General features: G+C 71.5%; 14 protein-coding genes and 2 pseudogenes. 10 read left to right on the forward strand and 6 right to left on the reverse strand.

Annotation, left to right across the window (positions count from 1 at the left end; all coding sequences use genetic code 11):
• Positions 1-49: 49 nt before the first annotated feature.
• The gene (locus ABZ453_RS21355; RefSeq protein ID WP_359016560.1) at positions 50-313 is read right to left on the reverse strand and encodes a GlsB/YeaQ/YmgE family stress response membrane protein; all 264 of its coding nucleotides are present in this window, start codon (positions 311-313) and stop codon (positions 50-52) included.
• A gap of 216 nt (positions 314-529) precedes the next feature.
• Here ABZ453_RS21355 and ABZ453_RS21360 point away from each other — a divergent pair, with 216 nt between their 5' ends.
• Positions 530-1981, forward strand: coding sequence for a hydrolase (locus tag ABZ453_RS21360; protein WP_359016562.1), 1452 nt, complete (start codon positions 530-532; stop codon positions 1979-1981).
• Positions 1982-2020: 39 nt separating this feature from the next.
• Here ABZ453_RS21360 and ABZ453_RS21365 read toward each other — a convergent pair whose 3' ends face one another.
• Both ABZ453_RS21365 and ABZ453_RS21370 read right to left on the reverse strand, forming a co-directional pair.
• Complete coding sequence (locus tag ABZ453_RS21365; protein ID WP_359016564.1) at positions 2021-4720, reverse strand: sugar-binding domain-containing protein; 2700 nt, start codon at positions 4718-4720, stop codon at positions 2021-2023.
• A 103-nt stretch (positions 4721-4823) separates the two neighbouring features.
• On the reverse strand, positions 4824-6008 hold the full coding sequence (locus ABZ453_RS21370; RefSeq protein WP_359016566.1) for an ROK family protein: 1185 nt from the start codon (positions 6006-6008) through the stop codon (positions 4824-4826).
• 126 nt (positions 6009-6134) lie between these two features.
• Here ABZ453_RS21370 and ABZ453_RS21375 point away from each other — a divergent pair, with 126 nt between their 5' ends.
• From ABZ453_RS21375 to ABZ453_RS21385, 3 genes and pseudogenes are all read left to right on the forward strand, one after another.
• Positions 6135-7583, forward strand: coding sequence for an APC family permease (locus ABZ453_RS21375; protein WP_359016568.1), 1449 nt, complete (start codon positions 6135-6137; stop codon positions 7581-7583).
• 120 nt (positions 7584-7703) lie between these two features.
• Positions 7704-8186: pseudogene (locus ABZ453_RS21380) on the forward strand (GNAT family N-acetyltransferase); the annotation flags it as partial.
• A gap of 72 nt (positions 8187-8258) precedes the next feature.
• Positions 8259-8714 carry a hypothetical protein gene (locus ABZ453_RS21385; RefSeq protein ID WP_359016818.1) on the forward strand — a complete coding sequence of 152 codons (456 nt, stop codon included), beginning with the start codon at positions 8259-8261 and terminating at the stop codon, positions 8712-8714.
• Positions 8715-8740: 26 nt separating this feature from the next.
• On the opposite strand, the pseudogene ABZ453_RS21390 reads toward ABZ453_RS21385, so the two are convergent.
• Positions 8741-9110: pseudogene (locus ABZ453_RS21390) on the reverse strand (hypothetical protein); the annotation flags it as partial.
• Positions 9111-9134: 24 nt separating this feature from the next.
• On the opposite strand from ABZ453_RS21390, the gene ABZ453_RS21395 reads away from it, so the two are divergent.
• Positions 9135-10100, forward strand: a complete 966-nt coding sequence (locus ABZ453_RS21395) for a MerR family transcriptional regulator (protein WP_359016570.1) — start codon at positions 9135-9137, stop codon at positions 10098-10100.
• A gap of 7 nt (positions 10101-10107) precedes the next feature.
• On the opposite strand, the gene ABZ453_RS21400 is transcribed toward ABZ453_RS21395, so the two are convergent.
• Both ABZ453_RS21400 and ABZ453_RS21405 read right to left on the reverse strand, forming a co-directional pair.
• A complete protein-coding gene (locus ABZ453_RS21400) occupies positions 10108-11481 on the reverse strand; it encodes a deoxyribodipyrimidine photo-lyase (protein WP_359016572.1) in 1374 nt (457 codons plus the stop codon).
• Positions 11482-11555: 74 nt separating this feature from the next.
• On the reverse strand, positions 11556-13085 hold the full coding sequence (locus ABZ453_RS21405) for an SDR family oxidoreductase (RefSeq protein ID WP_359016573.1): 1530 nt from the start codon (positions 13083-13085) through the stop codon (positions 11556-11558).
• A gap of 209 nt (positions 13086-13294) precedes the next feature.
• Between ABZ453_RS21405 and ABZ453_RS21410 the strand changes: the two genes are divergently transcribed.
• The 5 genes from ABZ453_RS21410 (at position 13295) to ABZ453_RS21430 (ending at position 17204) form a co-directional block, all read left to right on the forward strand.
• Positions 13295-13462 carry a hypothetical protein gene (locus ABZ453_RS21410; RefSeq protein WP_165955108.1) on the forward strand — a complete coding sequence of 56 codons (168 nt, stop codon included), beginning with the start codon at positions 13295-13297 and terminating at the stop codon, positions 13460-13462.
• A 117-nt stretch (positions 13463-13579) separates the two neighbouring features.
• Positions 13580-15340: a sulfate permease gene (gene sulP / locus ABZ453_RS21415; protein ID WP_359016576.1), complete on the forward strand. Its 1761-nt coding sequence runs from the start codon at positions 13580-13582 to the stop codon at positions 15338-15340.
• Positions 15341-15345: 5 nt separating this feature from the next.
• Positions 15346-16077 carry a hypothetical protein gene (locus tag ABZ453_RS21420; RefSeq protein ID WP_359016578.1) on the forward strand — a complete coding sequence of 244 codons (732 nt, stop codon included), beginning with the start codon at positions 15346-15348 and terminating at the stop codon, positions 16075-16077.
• On the forward strand, positions 16074-16583 hold the full coding sequence (locus ABZ453_RS21425) for an RDD family protein (RefSeq protein WP_359016580.1): 510 nt from the start codon (positions 16074-16076) through the stop codon (positions 16581-16583). The genes ABZ453_RS21420 and ABZ453_RS21425 overlap by 4 nt, the downstream gene beginning before the upstream one ends.
• Before the next feature lie 60 nt (positions 16584-16643).
• The gene (locus ABZ453_RS21430; protein WP_359016582.1) at positions 16644-17204 is read left to right on the forward strand and encodes a DUF1269 domain-containing protein; all 561 of its coding nucleotides are present in this window, start codon (positions 16644-16646) and stop codon (positions 17202-17204) included.
• The last annotated feature ends 153 nt before the right edge of the window (positions 17205-17357 follow it).

A 17357-nucleotide genomic window follows, 5' to 3' on the forward strand; every position in this document is an offset into this window, starting at 1 on the left:
GCACGCCCCGTCCGGACCCGTGCGGTCGTCTATGGCCGCCCCGCCACCGTCAGCGGTGCGCCTTCGCGCGGTCCAGCGCGGCCACGCCGACCGCGGCCAGGCCGATCTGGATCAGCCACTCGATCCAGTCGACTCCCTTGGTGTCCTGGACCCCGAGTCCGGCGGCGATCGCCGAGCCGATCAGCGCGGCCACGATGCCGACGAGGATCGTCCACAGGATGCCGATGCGCTGGCGGCCGGGAACCACGAGGCGACCCAGCACGCCGATGATGATGCCGATGAGAATGGCACTGATGATGCCCGAGATCTCCATCTCCGCCCCTCTTCGTCCGTACCCCCGCTCTTTCTCTCTGCCCGCAGAATGCGGAGGCAGTCCGACCCTGTTATTGCCGGGACTTTCTGTTCACGCGGCCGCCATGCCATGTACCTTTCAAGCGTTCAACGCGTGTAGAAGTCTGAACCCCCCATCTACGCGCGCAGATTGGCGCCCGCACCGCCTCTACCCCACCCCCTCACGGAGGTTCGACGGATGCTCCGATCCAGAAGATCCCGCCGCGGACTCACCACCGCCCTGGCCGGCCTCGGGCTGCTCGTCACCGGGGCCGCCTTCCAGGTCGCCGCCCCGGCCACGCCCGCTCACGCGGCCACCACGCACCGCGTCCTGTTCGACGACGGCCACGCCGAGGAAGCCGGCAACGCCGACTGGATCATCTCGACCAGCAAGCCCGACCCGCTCGCCCAGGACTCCTCCCCGTCCGCGGAGACGGACTGGACCGGTGCGTTGTCGTCGTGGGGTGTCGCCCTGCAGAAGACCGGCAACTACAGCCTGAAGACCGCCACCAGCGCCCTCACCTACGGCGGCTCGTCGTCCACGGACCTGTCGAACTTCGACACCCTGGTCCTGCCGGAGCCGAACACGCTGTTCACGTCCGCCGAGAAGACGGCGATCATGAACTTCGTGAAGAACGGCGGCGGCCTGTTCATGATCTCCGACCACACCGGCGCCGACCGCAACAACGACGGCGAGGACGCGGTCGAGATCCTCAACGACCTGATGACCAACAACAGCGTCGACTCCACCGACCCGTTCGGCTTCTCCATCGACTCGCTGGACATCAGCTCGGGCTACCCGGCCGCGATCAGCGACAGCAGTGACCCGGTGCTGCACGGCTCCTTCGGCACCGTCACCAAGAGCCTCATCGCCGACGGCACGACGGCCACCCTCAAGCCGTCCGACAACTCCTCCGTCAAGGGCCTGGTCTACCGCTCCGGCTACTCCGGCAACACCGGCGCCTTCTTCCTGACGTCCGCCTTCGGCAGCGGCCGCGTCGCCTTCTGGGGCGACAGCTCGCCCATCGACGACGGCACCGGCCAGTCCGGCAACACCCTCTACGACGGCTGGAACGACTCCGGCGCCACCAACGCCGCCCTCGCCCTGAACGCCACCGCGTGGCTGGCCGGGGACGGCAGCAGTAGTGGCGGCGGAGGCGGCGGGGGCACCGGCACCTGCACCGCGGCCCAGCTGCTGGGCAACAACGGCTTCGAGTCCGGGAACACCACCTGGAGCGCGTCCAGCGGAGTGATCACCAACTCCAGCGGCGAGTCGGCCCGTACGGGCTCGTACTACGCCTGGTTGGACGGATACGGCAAGGCCACCACCGACACCCTCTCCCAGACGGTGACCATCCCCTCCGGCTGCACCACCGCCGCACTCAGCTTCTATCTGCACGTCGACACGGCGGAGACCAGCACCAGCACGGCGTACGACACGCTGAAGGTCCAGGTCCTGAGCAGCTCCGGGACGGTCCTGAGCACCCTGGCCACCTACTCCAACCTCAACGCCGCCGGCGGCTACACCCAGCGCAGCTTCAGTCTGGCGAGCTACGCCGGCCAGACCGTCACCCTGAAGTTCACCGGCACCGAGGGCTCCACCCTGCAGACGTCCTTCGTCGTCGACGACACGGCGCTCAACGTCAGCTGACCCCGGTGGGGCCCGGCTTTCCCGCCGGGCCCCACACCGTCACTGCGCGGGGACGGTCCGCTCCGGCGTGTTCCAGCCGGAGACCCGCACACTCGGCGCCGAACCGCGCAGATCAGCCGTCCGGTAGGTGGCGGTCAGCGTCACCGACTCGCCGGGCCACAGACTCACGTCGTCGTCGCTCCACTGCACGGGGAGCACCGGCTGCCCGTGCCCGTCCACGAGATGGACGTCGGTCAGCAGCGACGGCGTCTTGCCGCTGCCGGTGTTGCGCAGGGTGACCGTCGTCGTGGACGTGCCGCCGGTGGAGACCGTCGAGGCGGTGGCCGACACCGGCACCTGCGCCATCGAGGTCAGCCCCTTCAGGTCGGCGTAGCTGGTCGTCGGCGTGTAGTACCAGTCGGTGTTGGCCCAGTCGAGCGTGTCGGGCTTGGTGGACAGCCAGTAGACGTTCCGGCTGACCTCCTTGCCGGAGCCGTCGGTCAGGGTCAGCCGCAGCAGATACGTCGTCGCCACTCCGCTCACCGACGAGGGCAGCGTGAGGGGCGAGGCGTGCGCGCCGTCGCCGTTGACCTTCACACCGGTGACCGTCTTGTCGTACTTCTGCGTGCCGTCGGGGTTGAACAGCGTGGCCCGGACGGTGAGCCCGGAGGCCGCCGTGTGCCGGTTGTCGACGACGGCCACCGAGCGGTCGTCGTAGCTGTACTGGACGTGCAGCGGCTCGTTCGCCTTCTTGGCCCCGAAGTAGGCGCCGCCCTGGTCGAGGTAACGGTCCATCAGCTGCCAGTGCAGCGAGGTCCAGCCGCTGTTGAACATCCAGTAGACGACGCCCGTCGAGGGCTTGGAGGCGTCGGTGGCGTTGCGCCCGTACGCCTCGAACTGCGCCCGGACGTTCTCGTACTGCGCGAGCTGGGCCTTCCTGACGTAGTCGGTGAGGCTGGTCGGGGCGCCGTAGCGGCCGGTGAGGGCGTTGTCGTAGAGCTTGAGGGTGCCGAAGGTGGACGACGGCGAGCGGTGGTACTGCTTGGCGCCCGGGTCCTTCCACAGGGTGTCGAGTTCGGCCGGGGTCATCATGCGGCGCAGCGTGTCGAGGGTGGGGATGTCGGGGCCCGCGCTGGTCTCGGAGTTGAAGCCGGTGGCGCCGCCCTCGCGCTTGGCGTACCAGTAGCCGGGCGGGATCCAGTCGTAGGGGCCGGTCATCTTCATGCCCGAACTGCCCAGCTGCGGTGAGGAGTTGTCGGAGGCGGCGGCCACGACGGGGGCGTTCCAGTCGGCGGCCTTCAGGGCGTCGAGGTAGTTCTTCTCGATCGTCGCGTCAGGGGCGAAGTCGCTGCCGATGAGGAAGGAGATCACGCTCGGGTGGTCGCGCAGCCGGGCGGCCTCGGCGGCCATCGACGCCTGCGCGACCGGGTAGTCGGCGGCCGTCCACTTGTCGCCGGACTCGCCCCCGTTGACCTGGCCCTCCCACTTGTCGCAGCACTCCCAGCCCGGCAGCGTCAGGATGCCGTAGCGGTCGGCGAGGTCGAAGAACTCGTCGGGTTCGAGGTGGCCTTCGAGGCGGATGGTGTTGAGGCCCAGGTCGAGGGCGTACTTCAGCCGGTCCTCGACGTACGTCCGGTCCCAGCGCAGGAACTCGTCCGGCGACCAGCCGCCGCCCTTGATCAGCAGCTTGCGGCCGTTGACGCGGTACTGCCGGGCGCCGTCCGGATTCAGGGGCGCCTGGACGTCACGGATGCCGAAGCTCTGGTGCGCGGTGTCGGAGGGGGTGCCGGAGACGGACGCGGTGAGGTTCAGGTCGTACAGGGGCTGGCCGCCCATGCCGGCCGGCCACCAGACCTTCGGGGAGGTGAGGTGGAGGCCGGGCACGTCGGACGGGGTGAAGGTGACGGTCTTCGTCTCGTGCGCGGCGAGGGAGACGGGTCGGGTGAACGTCGTCGGACCGATGCTGCCGGAGACCGTGGCCGTCACGGGCGCGTCGGAGTCGTTGCGGGCCTGCGCCCTGACGGTGAGGTCGGCCGAGGCGAGCGAGGGGACGTCCAGCTTCGTCACCACGTGGGCGTCCCGCAGGGCGACCGGGCCGCCGCGCCGGACGACGACGTCACGGACGATGCCCATGTTCTCGTCGGGCGGCGGCTGCAGCCAGTCGATCCAGCCCATGGTGAGGTTCTTGTTCGGGTCGTTGGGCTGGATCCGGAACGCCACGGTGTTCGTGCCCTGACGGACCAGCGAGGTGACGTCCAGTTCGTGGTCGGTGTAGGCGCCGGTGACGTCCTTCGTGGTGGCGACCTGCTTGCCGTTGACGTAGACGTCGGCCGCCGAGATCACCCCGCTGAAGTCGAGGTAGGTGCGCTCGGCGGTGTCGGCGACCGTGAAGTCGGAGCGGTACCACCAGGGGACCTGGAAGTCGGCCTTGGGGATCTTCTGCTGGTTGGTCGAGTAGAAGGGGTCGGCGTGGACGCCGTCGGCGAGCAGGGCCGCGAGGACCGTGGAGCGGGGGCCGGCCGGATACCAGCCGCTCGCCGGATAGCCGGGGGAGGAGACGTCGGCCGCCGGGTCGGAGACCTTCGCCGTCGACTGGATCGCGTAGCCGGACAGCGCGGTCGTACTGCCCGCGGCGGACGGGACCCGGGTGAGCCGACCCGGTGGGGCGGCCCGGTGGTGGGGGTCGGCCCAGGCGCTGGTCGTCAGAGGACCCAGCAGACCCAGGACTACGGCGGCCGTGGCGAGACGGTGTCTGTTCACGGAGTCTCCAGCCCCTTCGTAAAGTTAGGAAACTTTACTAACGCGGGTCACGCTAAGGCGCCTCGTGGGCCGTGTCAATCACCGTGTGGCCCGCGCGAGTTGCTCAGGACGCCGCCGAACGGCGCTCGAACACCACGTCCCGGGCCGTCCCGAGCGCCGTCGCCACCGCGCCCAGCAGCACCGCGTCCTCGCCGAGCCGGCTGGGCGCGATCCTCGGCCGCAGCGGGGTCAGCGTCCGCAGATGATCCCGCACCGGCTTGAGCAGCAGGTCCACGCTGTGGCCGACTCCGCCGCCGAGCACCACGAGATCGGGGTCGAGCACGGCCGCCGCGGCCGCGACCGTGTGCGCGATCCGCTCGCCCTCCAGCCGCACCGCCCGCACCGCCGCCTCGTCCCCCCGCCGGGCCGCGTCGAACACGGCCTTCGCGGTGAGCTGCCCGCTCATCCCGAACCGGCGCGCCGCCTCCACCACGGCCTCCCCCGACACCGCGTCCTCCAGCCGTTCCGGCTTCTGCTGCCCCGGCCACGGCAGGAACCCGATCTCCCCGGCCAGCCCGTGCGCCCCGGTGAACAGCCGCCCGTCGCTGACCACGCCCATACCGAGCCCGGTGCCGATCAGGATGTACGCGAACAGCCTGCTGCCCGCGCCGACGCCGTAGGTGTACTCGCCGAGCGCGGCCAGATTGGCGTCGTTGTGCACCTCCAGCGGCACGCCCAGCTCCTCCCGCATCCGGTCGAAGAGCCCGGCGCGCCCCCAGCCGGGCAGATGCATCGCGTACCGCACCCGGTGCTGCTTCTCGTCGTACACCCCCGGCGTGCCCACCACCGCGTGCACCACCTCGTCCGGCGCCACCCCGGAACCGGCGACCACCTGGCGGGCCGTCGTCACCACCAGGTCGGCCATCGCCCGGGAGCTGCGGGCCCGGTTGCGCACCTCGGAGCGGGCGACCACGGAGCCGTCCAGGTCGGCGACCGCGACGCGCAGCCAGCTGCGGCCGACGTCGATGCCGAGCGCGTACCCGGCCGCCGGGTCGGGTGCGTACAGAACGGCGACGCGGCCTCTTTCCGGTGCCTGGGTACCCACCTCGTGGACGAGTCCCGCCGCTGCCAGAGAGGCGAGGGCGCTGGACACCGTCGGCTTGGACAGACCCGTCTCCCGCGCGAGCTGGGCGCGAGAGGCCGCCCCCGCGGCCCGCAGCCGGTCGAGCAGCAGGCGCTCGTTGGTGCTGCGCAGCCGCCGTCGGTTCCAGGGCTGTTCCTGCTGGTCTGGGGCGTCACTGGCGGGCATCGCACCATTCTCACTTATCTGTTGGGGCCTCTTGACGCATCAAGTAAGGCTCCTTAACTTTATCGGCCAGTCAGCCTCGCCGGGCCAGCCTTGGGCTGCCCAGCGCCCGGTGCCTCGGGAGTCCCCATGTCCGGTAGTCCGCCACCCAATGGTGGTTTCGTCCGTCGCGTAGGCCTGTTCCAGGCCACCGCCATCAACATGAGCCAGATGTGCGGCATCGGCCCGTTCGTCACGATCCCGCTGATGGTCGCCGCCTTCGGCGGTCCACAGGCGGTGATCGGGTTCGTCGCGGGCGCGGTCCTCGCCCTCGCCGACGGGCTGGTGTGGGCCGAACTGGGCGCCGCGATGCCCGGTTCCGGCGGCAGTTACGTCTATCTGCGCCAGGCCTTCCAGTACCGCACGGGCCGGCTGATGCCGTTCCTGTTCGTCTGGACGGCGATGCTCTTCATCCCGCTGATCATGTCGACCGGCGTGGTCGGCTTCGTCCAGTACCTGGGCTATCTCGCCCCGGACCTGACCAAGACCCAGGGCGACCTGATCGGTCTCGGCTTCATCGTGCTCGTGGTCGTCCTGCTGTGGCGGGGCATCGAGAACATCGCCCGGATCACCGCGGTGATGTGGGCGGTCATGATCGCCTCCGTGGTGCTGGTGATCCTCGCCGCGGCGACCGACTTCAGCGCGCACCTCGCCTTCACCTATCCCGCCCACGCCTTCGACCTGGGCAGCAACCACTTCTGGATCGGCTTCGCGGCCGGTCTGACCATCGGCATCTACGACTACCTCGGCTACAACACCACCGCCTACATGGGCGCCGAGATCAAGGACCCCGGCCGGGTCCTGCCCCGCTCGATCATCTACGCCATCCTCGGCATCATGACGATCTACCTGCTGCTGCAGATCGGCACGCTGGGTGTGATCGACTGGCACCGGATGACGGACGCCAAGGACATCGCCTCCACCTCGGTGGCCTCGGCGGTGCTGGAGAAGACCTGGGGCAAGGCGGCCGCCGACACGGTCACCGTGCTCATCCTGATCACGGCCTTCGCCTCCGTCTTCACCGGCCTGCTCGGCGGCTCACGGGTTCCCTACGACGCGGCCCGTGAGCGTGTCTTCTTCCGCCCCTACGCCAAGCTGCACCCCAAGCACCGCTTCCCGATGCTGGGTCTGGCGACCATGGGTGTGTTCACGGCGATCGGCTTCCTCATCGGCCGGCACACCGACCTCGCGACCCTGATCCAGCTGCTGACCACGGTGATGGTCATCGTCCAGGCGCTCGCCCAGATCATCGCCCTGACGGTGCTGCGCAAGCGGCAGCCGACGCTGAAGCGGCCGTACCGCATGTGGCTGTACCCGGTGCCGAGCATCGTCGCCTTCGTCGGCTGGTGCGTGATCTACGGATACGCCGACAAGAACTCGCCCGGCCGCCATCCCATCGAGTGGTCGCTGGCCTGGCTGGCCCTCGGCTGTCTCGCGTACGTGTTGTGGGCGCGCTTCGAGAAGGTGTGGCCGTTCGGCCCGAAGGAGATCTCCGAGGAGTATCTGACCCCGCCGGAACCGGAGCCGGCGGCCACCTGAAAAAGGCCCGGTGCCCCTGCCGCGCCTGAGCTAGAGTCTCGTCATCCGTGAAGCCTCCCCGGGCGGACCACCATCCGCCCGGGGAGGCTTTTCCCATGCCCGCTGAAAGGCAGGACCCCCGTGCCAGACGTGTCCGTCCGCCCCGCCACCGCCGAGGACCGCCCCACCGTCGAGCGGTTGTGGCTGATGTTCCGTCATGACCTGTCCGGATTCATGGGCGTCCTGCCCCACCCCGACGGGACGTTCCGCAGCGAGCGGGTCGACGCCGCCTTCACCGAGGAGGGCTGGGCGCCGTACCTCTTCCTGCGTGGGGAACGGCCCGTGGGGTTCGCGTTCGTCCGCGGGCTGAACGCGCCGACACGCGTGCTGAACAGCTTCTTCGTGGTACGCGGCGCGCGCCGCGAGGGCATCGGGACCCGCACGGTCCGCGAGGTCGTACAGCGCCACCCGGGCCCGTGGGAGATCGCCTTCCAGTACGAGAACGAGCCCGCCGTCCGCTTCTGGCGCCGCGTCGCCTCCGCACTCGCCCCGGGCGCCTGGACCGAGGAGACCCGCCCGGTCCCGGACCGCCCCGACCTGCCGCCGGACGTGTGGATCTCCTTCGACGCAGGCGCTCGCGCCCAGAACATACCGGGCGCGGGTGGAAAAGCCGCGGACCGGGACACACATAGGCGTATGAACCAGCACACCGACGGCCCTGACCAGGCCCACCGGCGCCCCGACGGCGTCTCCGACACCACGGTGGACGCCCTGGGCGCCCTGTCGAAAGCACTGGAGACCACCGAGCGAGCACGCGGCCACCTGTACGCCTTCCACCAGCTGACCGGTGGTGCCGACTTCGAACTGGACCGAGCCGTGAAGCTGCTGCGCGAGGCGGGACACGGTGAGTGGGCGGAACGCGTGCAGCGGGAGGTCCTGGGGCGCAACGTGATCCCGGACCACTGGACGTTCCAGGTCGTCGAGGCATACAACACGACCTACTACGAGCCCTTCAAGGCCATCGAGTCCCAGGCGCGCGAAGAGCTGGCCGACGGCAAGGACCATCTCTTCGAGGCCGAGCTGAAGGAGAAGCGCCGCACCGACGGCCACCCGCACCACACGGCCCGGCCGGACACCGGCCCGGTGACCTGAGATGCCACGAGGCCGGGAACTCGCGAGCCGGAGGCGCGGCGCAGCAGGGCGATGGCCCAGATGCCGGTGATACCGAAGGCGGCCGGGAGGACCCACACCCAGCGCCTGTCGCGCAGGAAGGCGTCCAGCAGCATTACGCCACCGCCACCGCCACCGCCACCGCCACCGCCACCGCCACCGCACAGCGCCGCGATGCCCGGGGCGAGCGCGGTGGTGTGGTAGGGGTGCATGGTGCCCCGGGCGGTCGCGAAGATCACGTAGTGCAGCAGCGTCCAGCCGCCCCACAGCACCAGCGCCATCCGCCGGAGGTCGGTGCGCGGGGCGCGGGGCGCACAGCACCGGGCCGCCGGCCAGGGCGATCGCGGAGAAGGGCGGCAGCAGGAAGATCTGGCCGCCGTTTCTGCCTCGTATAGTCCTGTCATGAGCCAGGCTCCCGTTTCCCTGACGACCGGTTCACTGGCCCGTCGGCTGGGCGTGTCGCCGACCACGCTGCGCTCCTGGGACCGGCGCTACGGCATCGGCCCCGAGGTCCGGGCGGACGGGCGGCACCGGCGGTGGAGCCCCCGGGACGTCGCGGTGCTCGAGGCGATGTGCCGGCTGACCTCGTCGGGGGTACCGCCCGCCGAGGCCGCGCGCGCCGCCAAGAAGACGGCCGACGCGCCCCCGGGCACACCCGTGGAGCCGGCGGCACCGGAGCGCTCGAAGGCCGCCGGCTCGCTGCCCCTCGGGGACGTGCGTCTGGAGTGCCGGGGGCTGGCCCGCGCCGCCGTACGCCTGGACGCCCCGGCCGTCGAGGAGCAGCTGACCGAGGCCGTGGCACGGCACGGAATCGTCGTCGCATGGCAGGAGGTGATGGTGCCGACCCTGCACGCCGTGGGCCGCAAGTGGGCGTCGTCCGGCGACCGCTACGTGGAGGTCGAGCACCTGCTCTCCTGGCACGTCTCCACCGTCCTGCGGCGCAGTACCCGGCGCCCCACACCAGGCACCGAGGCCGCGGTCACCGGCCCCGTGCTGCTGGCCTGCGTACCCGGCGAACAGCACACCCTGCCGATCGAGGCGCTCAACGCCGCGCTGGGCGAACTCGACGTGCCCACCCGGATGTTCGGCGCCGCCGTACCGGCGGAGGCGCTCGCGGCGGCGGTGCAGCGCCTGGGACCGTCGGCCGTGGTGCTGTGGGCACAGGCGCGCTCCACCGCGAGTGCGCCGTTGGCCGGTCATCTGGCCGGCACCCAGTGGGGGATGCAGGGCGCACGCCGCCGGCCCGTGGTCGTACTCGGCGGACCCGGCTGGTCCGGCCGGTCGGCCCACGGCATGCTCAGGCCCCCCAGCCTCGAGGACGCCCTCGTCGTCCTCTCCGGCACACACCGCACCGCATCACCGCGGTAGACAGCGCTCAGTCGCCGCCGCGCCCCTGCCTGAAGCGGGCGAGACCGGCGGAGAGCTCCACCACGCGATCCGGGTAGTCGGCGATGGCGGCGCGGTCCAGGCCCTGGAGTTTCCACGGCTCATGGACCGCGGGGCCCTCGACAGCGGCGAGCTCGGGGACCCAGCGGCGGACGTACGCCCCATCGGGGTCGTAGCGCCTGGCCTGGGTGACGGGGTTGAGGACCCGGTTGGGGCGGCTGTCGGTGCCGGTGCCCGCCATCCACTGCCAGTTGAGCTGGTTGTTGGCCACATCGCCGTCGACCAGGAGGTCCAGGAAGTGCCGGGCGCCGACCCGCCAGTCGACGTACAGGGTCTTGGTGAGGAAGCTCGCGGTCAGCAGCCGTCCGCGGTTGTGCATCCAGCCCTCGTGGCGCAACTGCCGCATCGCCGCGTCGATCACTGGGTAGCCCGTGCGGCCCTCCTTCCAGGCCCGCACGTCCTCGCGGGCGGTGCGCTCGGAGCGCCAGCGGTCACGCTTGGTGCGGTAGTCGGTGGTGGTGGCGGCGGGCCGCGCGGCCAGCACCTGCCGGTGGAAGTCCCGCCAGGCGAGCTGCCGTATGAACGCCTCTGCGCCCGGGCCGCCCGCCGCGCGTGCCCGGTGGACGAGTTCGACGGGGGAGAGCGTGCCGAAGTGGAGGTGTGGCGAGAGACGTGACGTGCCGTCGCCCGCCAGGTCGTCGTGCTGGTCCTCGTACGACGCGATTCCGGCCCGCAGCCACGAGGCCAGCAGCCTCCGGCCCGCCGTCTCCCCGCCCTCGGCCAGGCCCGCCGAGAGCCCTTGCAGGCGCGTGCGCGAGGGAAGCTCCTCGGAACCGACGCCGTCCGGGACGCGGAGGGCACGCGGCGCCGCCAGCGCCGCACGCAGGTGCACCCCGCGCCACTGCGTGTAGTACGGGGTGAAGACGGCGAAGTGGTCCGAGGAGGCCGGGACCAGCGCGCCGGGCCTCACGGCCGTGGTCACGGTGTCGTGGACGTGCAGCCGCCGCCCCTCCGCCTCCAGCGCCCGGCGCAGCCGCAGCTCGCGCCGGTGCGCGTACGCGCTGACGTCGGCGGCCATGTGCACCTCGTCGGCGTCCGTCTCGGCGGCCACCTTGCACACCTCCTCGACGACGTCACCGCAGCGCACGATCAGCCGGCCGCCGCGCTCGCGCAGCCCGACGTCGAGATCCCGCAGACAGTCGGCGAGGAACGCGAGCCGGTTGGGCGCGGCGAACCCGGCGCCGCTCACGCCCCTGTCCCGGACGAAGAGGGGGACGACCTCGCGGGACTCGTTCGCCGCCCGCAGAGGCGGGTGGTCGTGCAGGCGGAGGTCGGCGGTGAACAGGACGATCGAGACGTTCATGGTGGTGCTCCGGGGGCGGGTGTACGGCTTCCGGTGAATTGCTTCCGACGCTGTGGACACGTCGGATGCGGCCGTCAACCGCTGGGTGCGTGTTCCCTCGCCGGGGTGAGCGGCTCGCGGGCCGCCGCGAGGGTGATGTTGCGGGCCATGCCGCCGAAGACGACGGCGTGGAAGGGGGAGACGCTCCACCAGTAGGCGTGCCCGAGCAGACCGTGCGGATGGAACAGGGCCCGCTGTACGTAGCGGGTGCGGCCGTCGGGACATGTCCCGACGCGCATCTCCAGCCAGGCGAGCCCCGGCAGGCGCATCTCGGCGCGCAGCCGCAGCAGACGGCCCGGCTCGATCTCCTCCACGCGCCAGAAATCCAGCGAGTCGCCGGCCCGCAGCCGGGCCGCGTCACGGCGCCCCCGGCGCAGTCCCACGCCGCCCACGAGCCGGTCCAGACGGCCCCGCACCGCCCAGGCGAGCGGGAAGGAGTACCAGCCGTTGTCACCGCCGATGCCCTCGATCACCCGCCACAGGGCCTCCGCGGAGCCGTCGACGAGCACCTCCCGCTCGTCGCTGTACAGGCTGCCGCCCGCCCAGTCGGGGTCGGTGGGCAGCGGGTCGCTGGGCGCGCCGGGCACCGACGCCGAGGACCAGCGGGTGGCGACCCTGGCCTCACGGACCCGCTGCAGGGCCAGCCGTACGGCTTCGTCGAAACCGATGGGATGCCCAGGAGGGTCCGGAACGTACCGGGCGATGTCCCGCTCGTGGCAGACGACTTCGTGGCGCAGCGACTCGGTCAGCGGTCGCGCGATCCCCGCCGGGACCGGGGTGACCAGCCCGACCCAGTGACTGGACAGACCGGGGGTGAGGACGGGCAGCGGCACGATGACGCGCCGGGGCAGGCCCGCCACGGCCGCGTAGCGCAGCATCATCTCCCGGTAGGTCAGCACGTCGGGACCGCCGATGTCGAAGGCGCGGTTGACGTCGTCCGGCATCCGGGCGCTGGCGACGAGATGGCGCAGCACGTCGCGCACGGCCACCGGCTGGATCCGGGTGCGCACCCAGCTGGGAGTGATCATCACGGGCAGGCGTTCGGTGAGGTAGCGCAGCATCTCGAAGGAGGCCGAGCCCGAGCCGATGACGACGGCCGCCCGCAGCACGGTGGTGGGCACGCCCGAGTCCAGCAGGATCCGGCCCACCTCGGCCCGGGAGCGCAGATGCGGCGACAACTCCTGCTCCGCGACGCCCGAGGGCGTCAGACCGCCCAGATAGACGATGCGCCGCACGCCCGCGGCCCGGGCGGCCTCGCCGAACAGGCGGGCGGCCCGGCGGTCGGTCTCCTCGAAGTCCTCGCCCGTGCCCAGGGCGTGCACCAGGTAGTAGGCCACGTCGACTCCGCGCACGGCCGTGGCGATGGAGTCGGCGTCCGTGACGTCGCCCCGCACCGCTTCCACCCGGCCGGCCCAGGGGTGGTCGCGCAGCTTGCCCGGCGATCGGGCCAGGCAGCGCACGCGATGGCCGGCGGCGAGAAGCTCGGGCACCAGCCTGCCGCCGATGTACCCCGTCGCCCCCGTGACCAGGCACGTCAGACCCGGTGCGTCCGCGTCAGCGTTCATCGGCTCCACTCCCTCCGCGTTGGTTGCCTCCCTGAGATCACTTCCACTGTCGCCGCCGTCGCGGATGCAGCGCCTCCGCAGTCGGCCGCGCTCACGCCCTGGCGACAGGTCCGTCCGTGAACGGTGGACATGTCCGCGCCGATCGGGGGCACGCGAACACTACGCAGCCGTTGTCGGAAGTCGAGGTTGAAACTGGAGGTGCTGCTGCTATGGGCGCGAAGGTGTTGGAGCGGTTTCCTGCGGGAGCTCCGCGCGGATCGTGGCCGGCAGAGGAGTACGCGGCGAGGCGCCGCGCCGAGGGCGAACCGGCGACGGTCGTCATGGACCTGAAGTCCGACGCGTTCCTCGTGGTGATCCCGAGCGGCGACGAGGACTGAGCGGGCCTCCGTAGCTCCGGTCACCCGCTGGGGGTGAGGCCGTGGGGCGTCGGAACGGTCGATTCTGCGAGGGTACGGCCGACCGGGGCATGACGCCTCCCGCCGGAAGGAGTGCCCGTGACCACCGGCAGCGACACCCACCGGGCGGTGGACCGGCTGCGGGCGGTCCCCGGGGTGCGAACGCTGTCGGAGTACCAGCGGCCCTGGCTGGTCAAGGACGTGGTCGCCGGGGCCGCCCTGACGACGCTGCTGGTGCCGCAGGGCATGGCGTACGCCGAACTCGCGGGTCTGCCGCCCATCACGGGTCTGTACACGACGATCCTCTGCCTGCTCGGTTACGCGGTGTGCGGTCCCTCCCGGATCCTGGTGCTGGGCCCCGACTCCTCGCTCGGACCCATGATCGCCGCCGCCGTCCTGCCCCTGGTCGCGGCGGGCGGCGATCCGGACCGGGCGGTGGCCCTGGCGTCGATGCTCGCCGTCATGGTGGCCGGAATCATGATCCTCGCCTCCGTGGCGCGGCTCGGGTTCATCGCCGACCTGATCTCCAAGCCGACGATGATCGGCTACATGAACGGTCTGGCCCTGACCATCCTCGTCGGTCAGCTGCCGAAGCTGCTGGGCTTCAAGGTCGAGGCGGACAATCTCATCGGGGAGTGCGCCGGCCTGGTGCGCAAGCTCGCCGACGGGGCGACGGTACCGGCCGCTGCCGTCGTCGGAATCAGCGGACTGGTGCTGATCCTCGTACTGCAGCGGTTCCTCCCGAAGGTCCCCGCGGTCCTGGTGATGGTCGCGCTGGCGATCCTCGCGTCCTCGGTCTTCAGCCTCGGTGAGCATGGCGTCGGGCTCGTCGGGCCGCTGCCGGAGGGCTTCCCGCCGTTCACGGTGCCGCATGTGAGGGTCGACGACCTCGCGCCCCTGTTCGGCGGTGCGCTGGGCATCGCCGTGGTGTCGCTCGCCGACACCATCTCCAACTCCTCGGCGTTCGCCGCCCGCACCGGTCAGGAGGTCCGCGGCAACCAGGAGATGGCGGCGGTCGGGGTCGCGAACCTGGCGGCGGGGCTCTTCCAGGGCTTTCCCGTCAGCGCGAGCGGCTCCCGTACGGCCGTGGCCGAGCGCGCGGGCGCCAGGAGCCAGCTGACCGGCGTCGTCGGAGCGACCCTGATCGTGCTCATGCTGGTCCTGGTACCGGGCCTCTTCCGCAACCTCCCCCAACCCGCCCTCGCCGCCGTGGTCATCGCCGCGTCGCTCTCGCTGGCCGACCTTCCCGGCACCGTACGGCTGTGGCGGCAGCGGCGGGTGGAGTTCCTGCTGTCGGTCGCGGCCTTCCTCGGGGTGGCCCTGCTCGGGGTGCTGCCCGGCATCGCGATCGCCGTCACGCTCTCCGTCCTCAACGTCTTCCGGCGCGCCTGGTGGCCGTACGACACCGTGCTGGGCAGGGTCCCGGGCATCGAGGGCTACCACGACATCCGTTCCTATCCCGAGGCCGAACGGCTGCCCGGCCTGGTGATCTACCGGTTCGACGCGCCGCTGTTCTTCGCCAACGCCAAGACCTTCCGCGACGAGGTGCGCCGGCTGTCCGCGACCAGCCCGCCGCCGCGCTGGATCGTGATCGCGGCGGAGCCCATGACCGACGTGGACACCACCGCCGCCGATGTCCTGGTCGATCTCGACGTGGCGCTCAACGCCCGGCACGTGCATCTCGTCTTCGCCGAACTCAAGGACCCGGTGCGGCGGAAGATCGAGCGTTACGGACTCACCCGCACCATCGATCCGGCCCACTTCTACCCCACCGTGGAGACCGCAGTGGCCGCCTTCCGCCGGCACACCGGAGCCGAGTGGGCCGCCGGGGCCTCCACGCCAGCACTCGGTGAGGGGTGAGCGCGATGAGCGTTCCCGACAGCACGACCCCGCCCGAGCCGTCGCCCGACGGCACCTTCCTGCACGCCACCCGGCTGGCGCTGGGCCTGACCGACCTGGCCGTACGGACCGCGGCGAGGGCAGGAGGCGTCCGGGTACGCGAACGGCACCCGACCGCCGCGGCCGCTTCCGACGCGGTTCTCGGCCTCGCCCTGGAAGCCCAACACCGGCTGTCCACGGCGCTGTTGGGCGCCGCGGAACGGACCGCGCCCCGTACCCGGGCGGCCGTGCGCGGTCTCGTGCCGTCCGGCGCCTCCGCGGCCGTCGGCCGTCGTGTGGCCCACTGGAGCGCGCGTGGCGCCGACGAACGCCTGCGGGCGCGGAACGAGGCGCTGTCGGCGGCCCGGAGACTCGTACAGGTGCTGGCGGCGGCCGTACTCGACGAGATCGACCTCGACGCCGTGGCCGACCGGCTCGACGTCGATCGTGTCGCCTCCCGGATCGACATCGACGCGGTCCTCGCCCGCGTCGACCTGGTGACGTACACCGAACTGGTCCTGGAGGAAATGGACATCGGCCGGGTGGTGCGGGACACGGGTGGGAGCATCACGGCGGAGACGCTGGACGCGTTCCGGGAGCAGAACGCGCGCGCCGACCGGCTCGTGCAGCGCATCGCGGACCGGCTGCTGCGCAGAGCGGGCACGGATTCCACCGACCGGCCCGCCGCCGGGCCCGTCCCCCAGGTGGAGGCGCTGTGACAGCGTCGACGCGTCCGCGTGGCCTGCCGGTCGTCCAGGGACTGCCGGCCGGGATCGTGTCGCGTACGGTGGCCGCCGCCGTTGACGTCCTCGTCCTGCTCGCGCTCCTGCTCTTCCTCGAACTCGCCTACGCCGCGGCGCGGTTCCTGCTGACGGGCCCTCCCTTCTCGTTCCCCGACCCCGATCCCGTCGTCACCGCCGTCCTCGGTTACGTCCTCTTCGTCGCCTATCTCGCGGGCAGTTGGTTCCTCGGCGGTCGCACGGTCGGGGACCAGATGATGGGCCTGCGGGTGACCGGCCGTTCAGGGCGACGGATGTCCCCGGGCAGGGCCCTTCTGCGTGCCGTGCTGTGCGCGCTCGTGCCCCTGGGGCTGCTGTGGATCCCGGTCAGCCGACGCGGCGCCTCCCTCCAGGACCTCGTCGTCGGCACCACTGTCGTACACGACTGGTACGGCAGCACGGGCCCCCGCCTCGGCGGCCCGGGCGGGCTCACCTCCGGAGGGTGAGGCGCGGGCGCGGCCGATCGGGCTTGATGAGTCCCGGGCGGGGGAGAGGAGAGAGACGCCATGACGACACTCGGGCCCGTGCAACTGGTGACCCTCGGGTTCGGTCCGGACACGCAGTTCGAGGGCCGTGTCCTCGAAGAGCTGGGTGTGCTGGAGAGCAGCGGGCAGATCCGTGTCCTCGACGTGCTGTTCCTGCAGAAGGACGGCGAAGGGGACACCGTCGGACTGGACTCCCTGGCCGAGGGCATGGGCGAGATGATCGAGGCGCTGCTGGGGCTGGCCCCGCGCTTCGAGGAGGCGACGGGGGCGGAAGCAGGCGTGGGGGAGGAGGCGGACGGCCTCGCACCGAAGGACGTCGGGTTCACACCGGACGACCTCAGGTGTCTCACCCAGGAACTCCTTCCGGGCACCGCGGCCGGGTTCGTCCTGCTGGAACACCTCTGGGCCAAGCACCTGCGCGAAGCCGTCCGTGAAGCGGGCGGCCTGCCCCTCGCGGAGGGGTTCCTCACGCCCGAGGCACTCGCGCCGGTGGCGGCCGAACTCCTCGCGACGACCCAGACCGTCGACGACCTGACCGCCGCGCAGGAGGCCGCCGGGCGAGCGCACGACCGGCCTCTGTAACACAACTCCCCGCGCTGTCAGGGAGCTTGGCCCGGGTGGACGCCGAACCGGCGTATCACTCGGGCCGGTTCGGTTCAGGTGGCGGGCGTGCCCCGTCGGCGGTGCGGGGCGAGGCGGCTCGACCTGAGCGTTGCCGCGCGGTGTCGGTCCGTG

This window comes from Streptomyces sp. NPDC005799 (assembly GCF_040630525.1).
Taxonomy (GTDB): Bacteria; Actinomycetota; Actinomycetes; order Streptomycetales; family Streptomycetaceae; genus Streptomyces; species Streptomyces griseorubiginosus_B.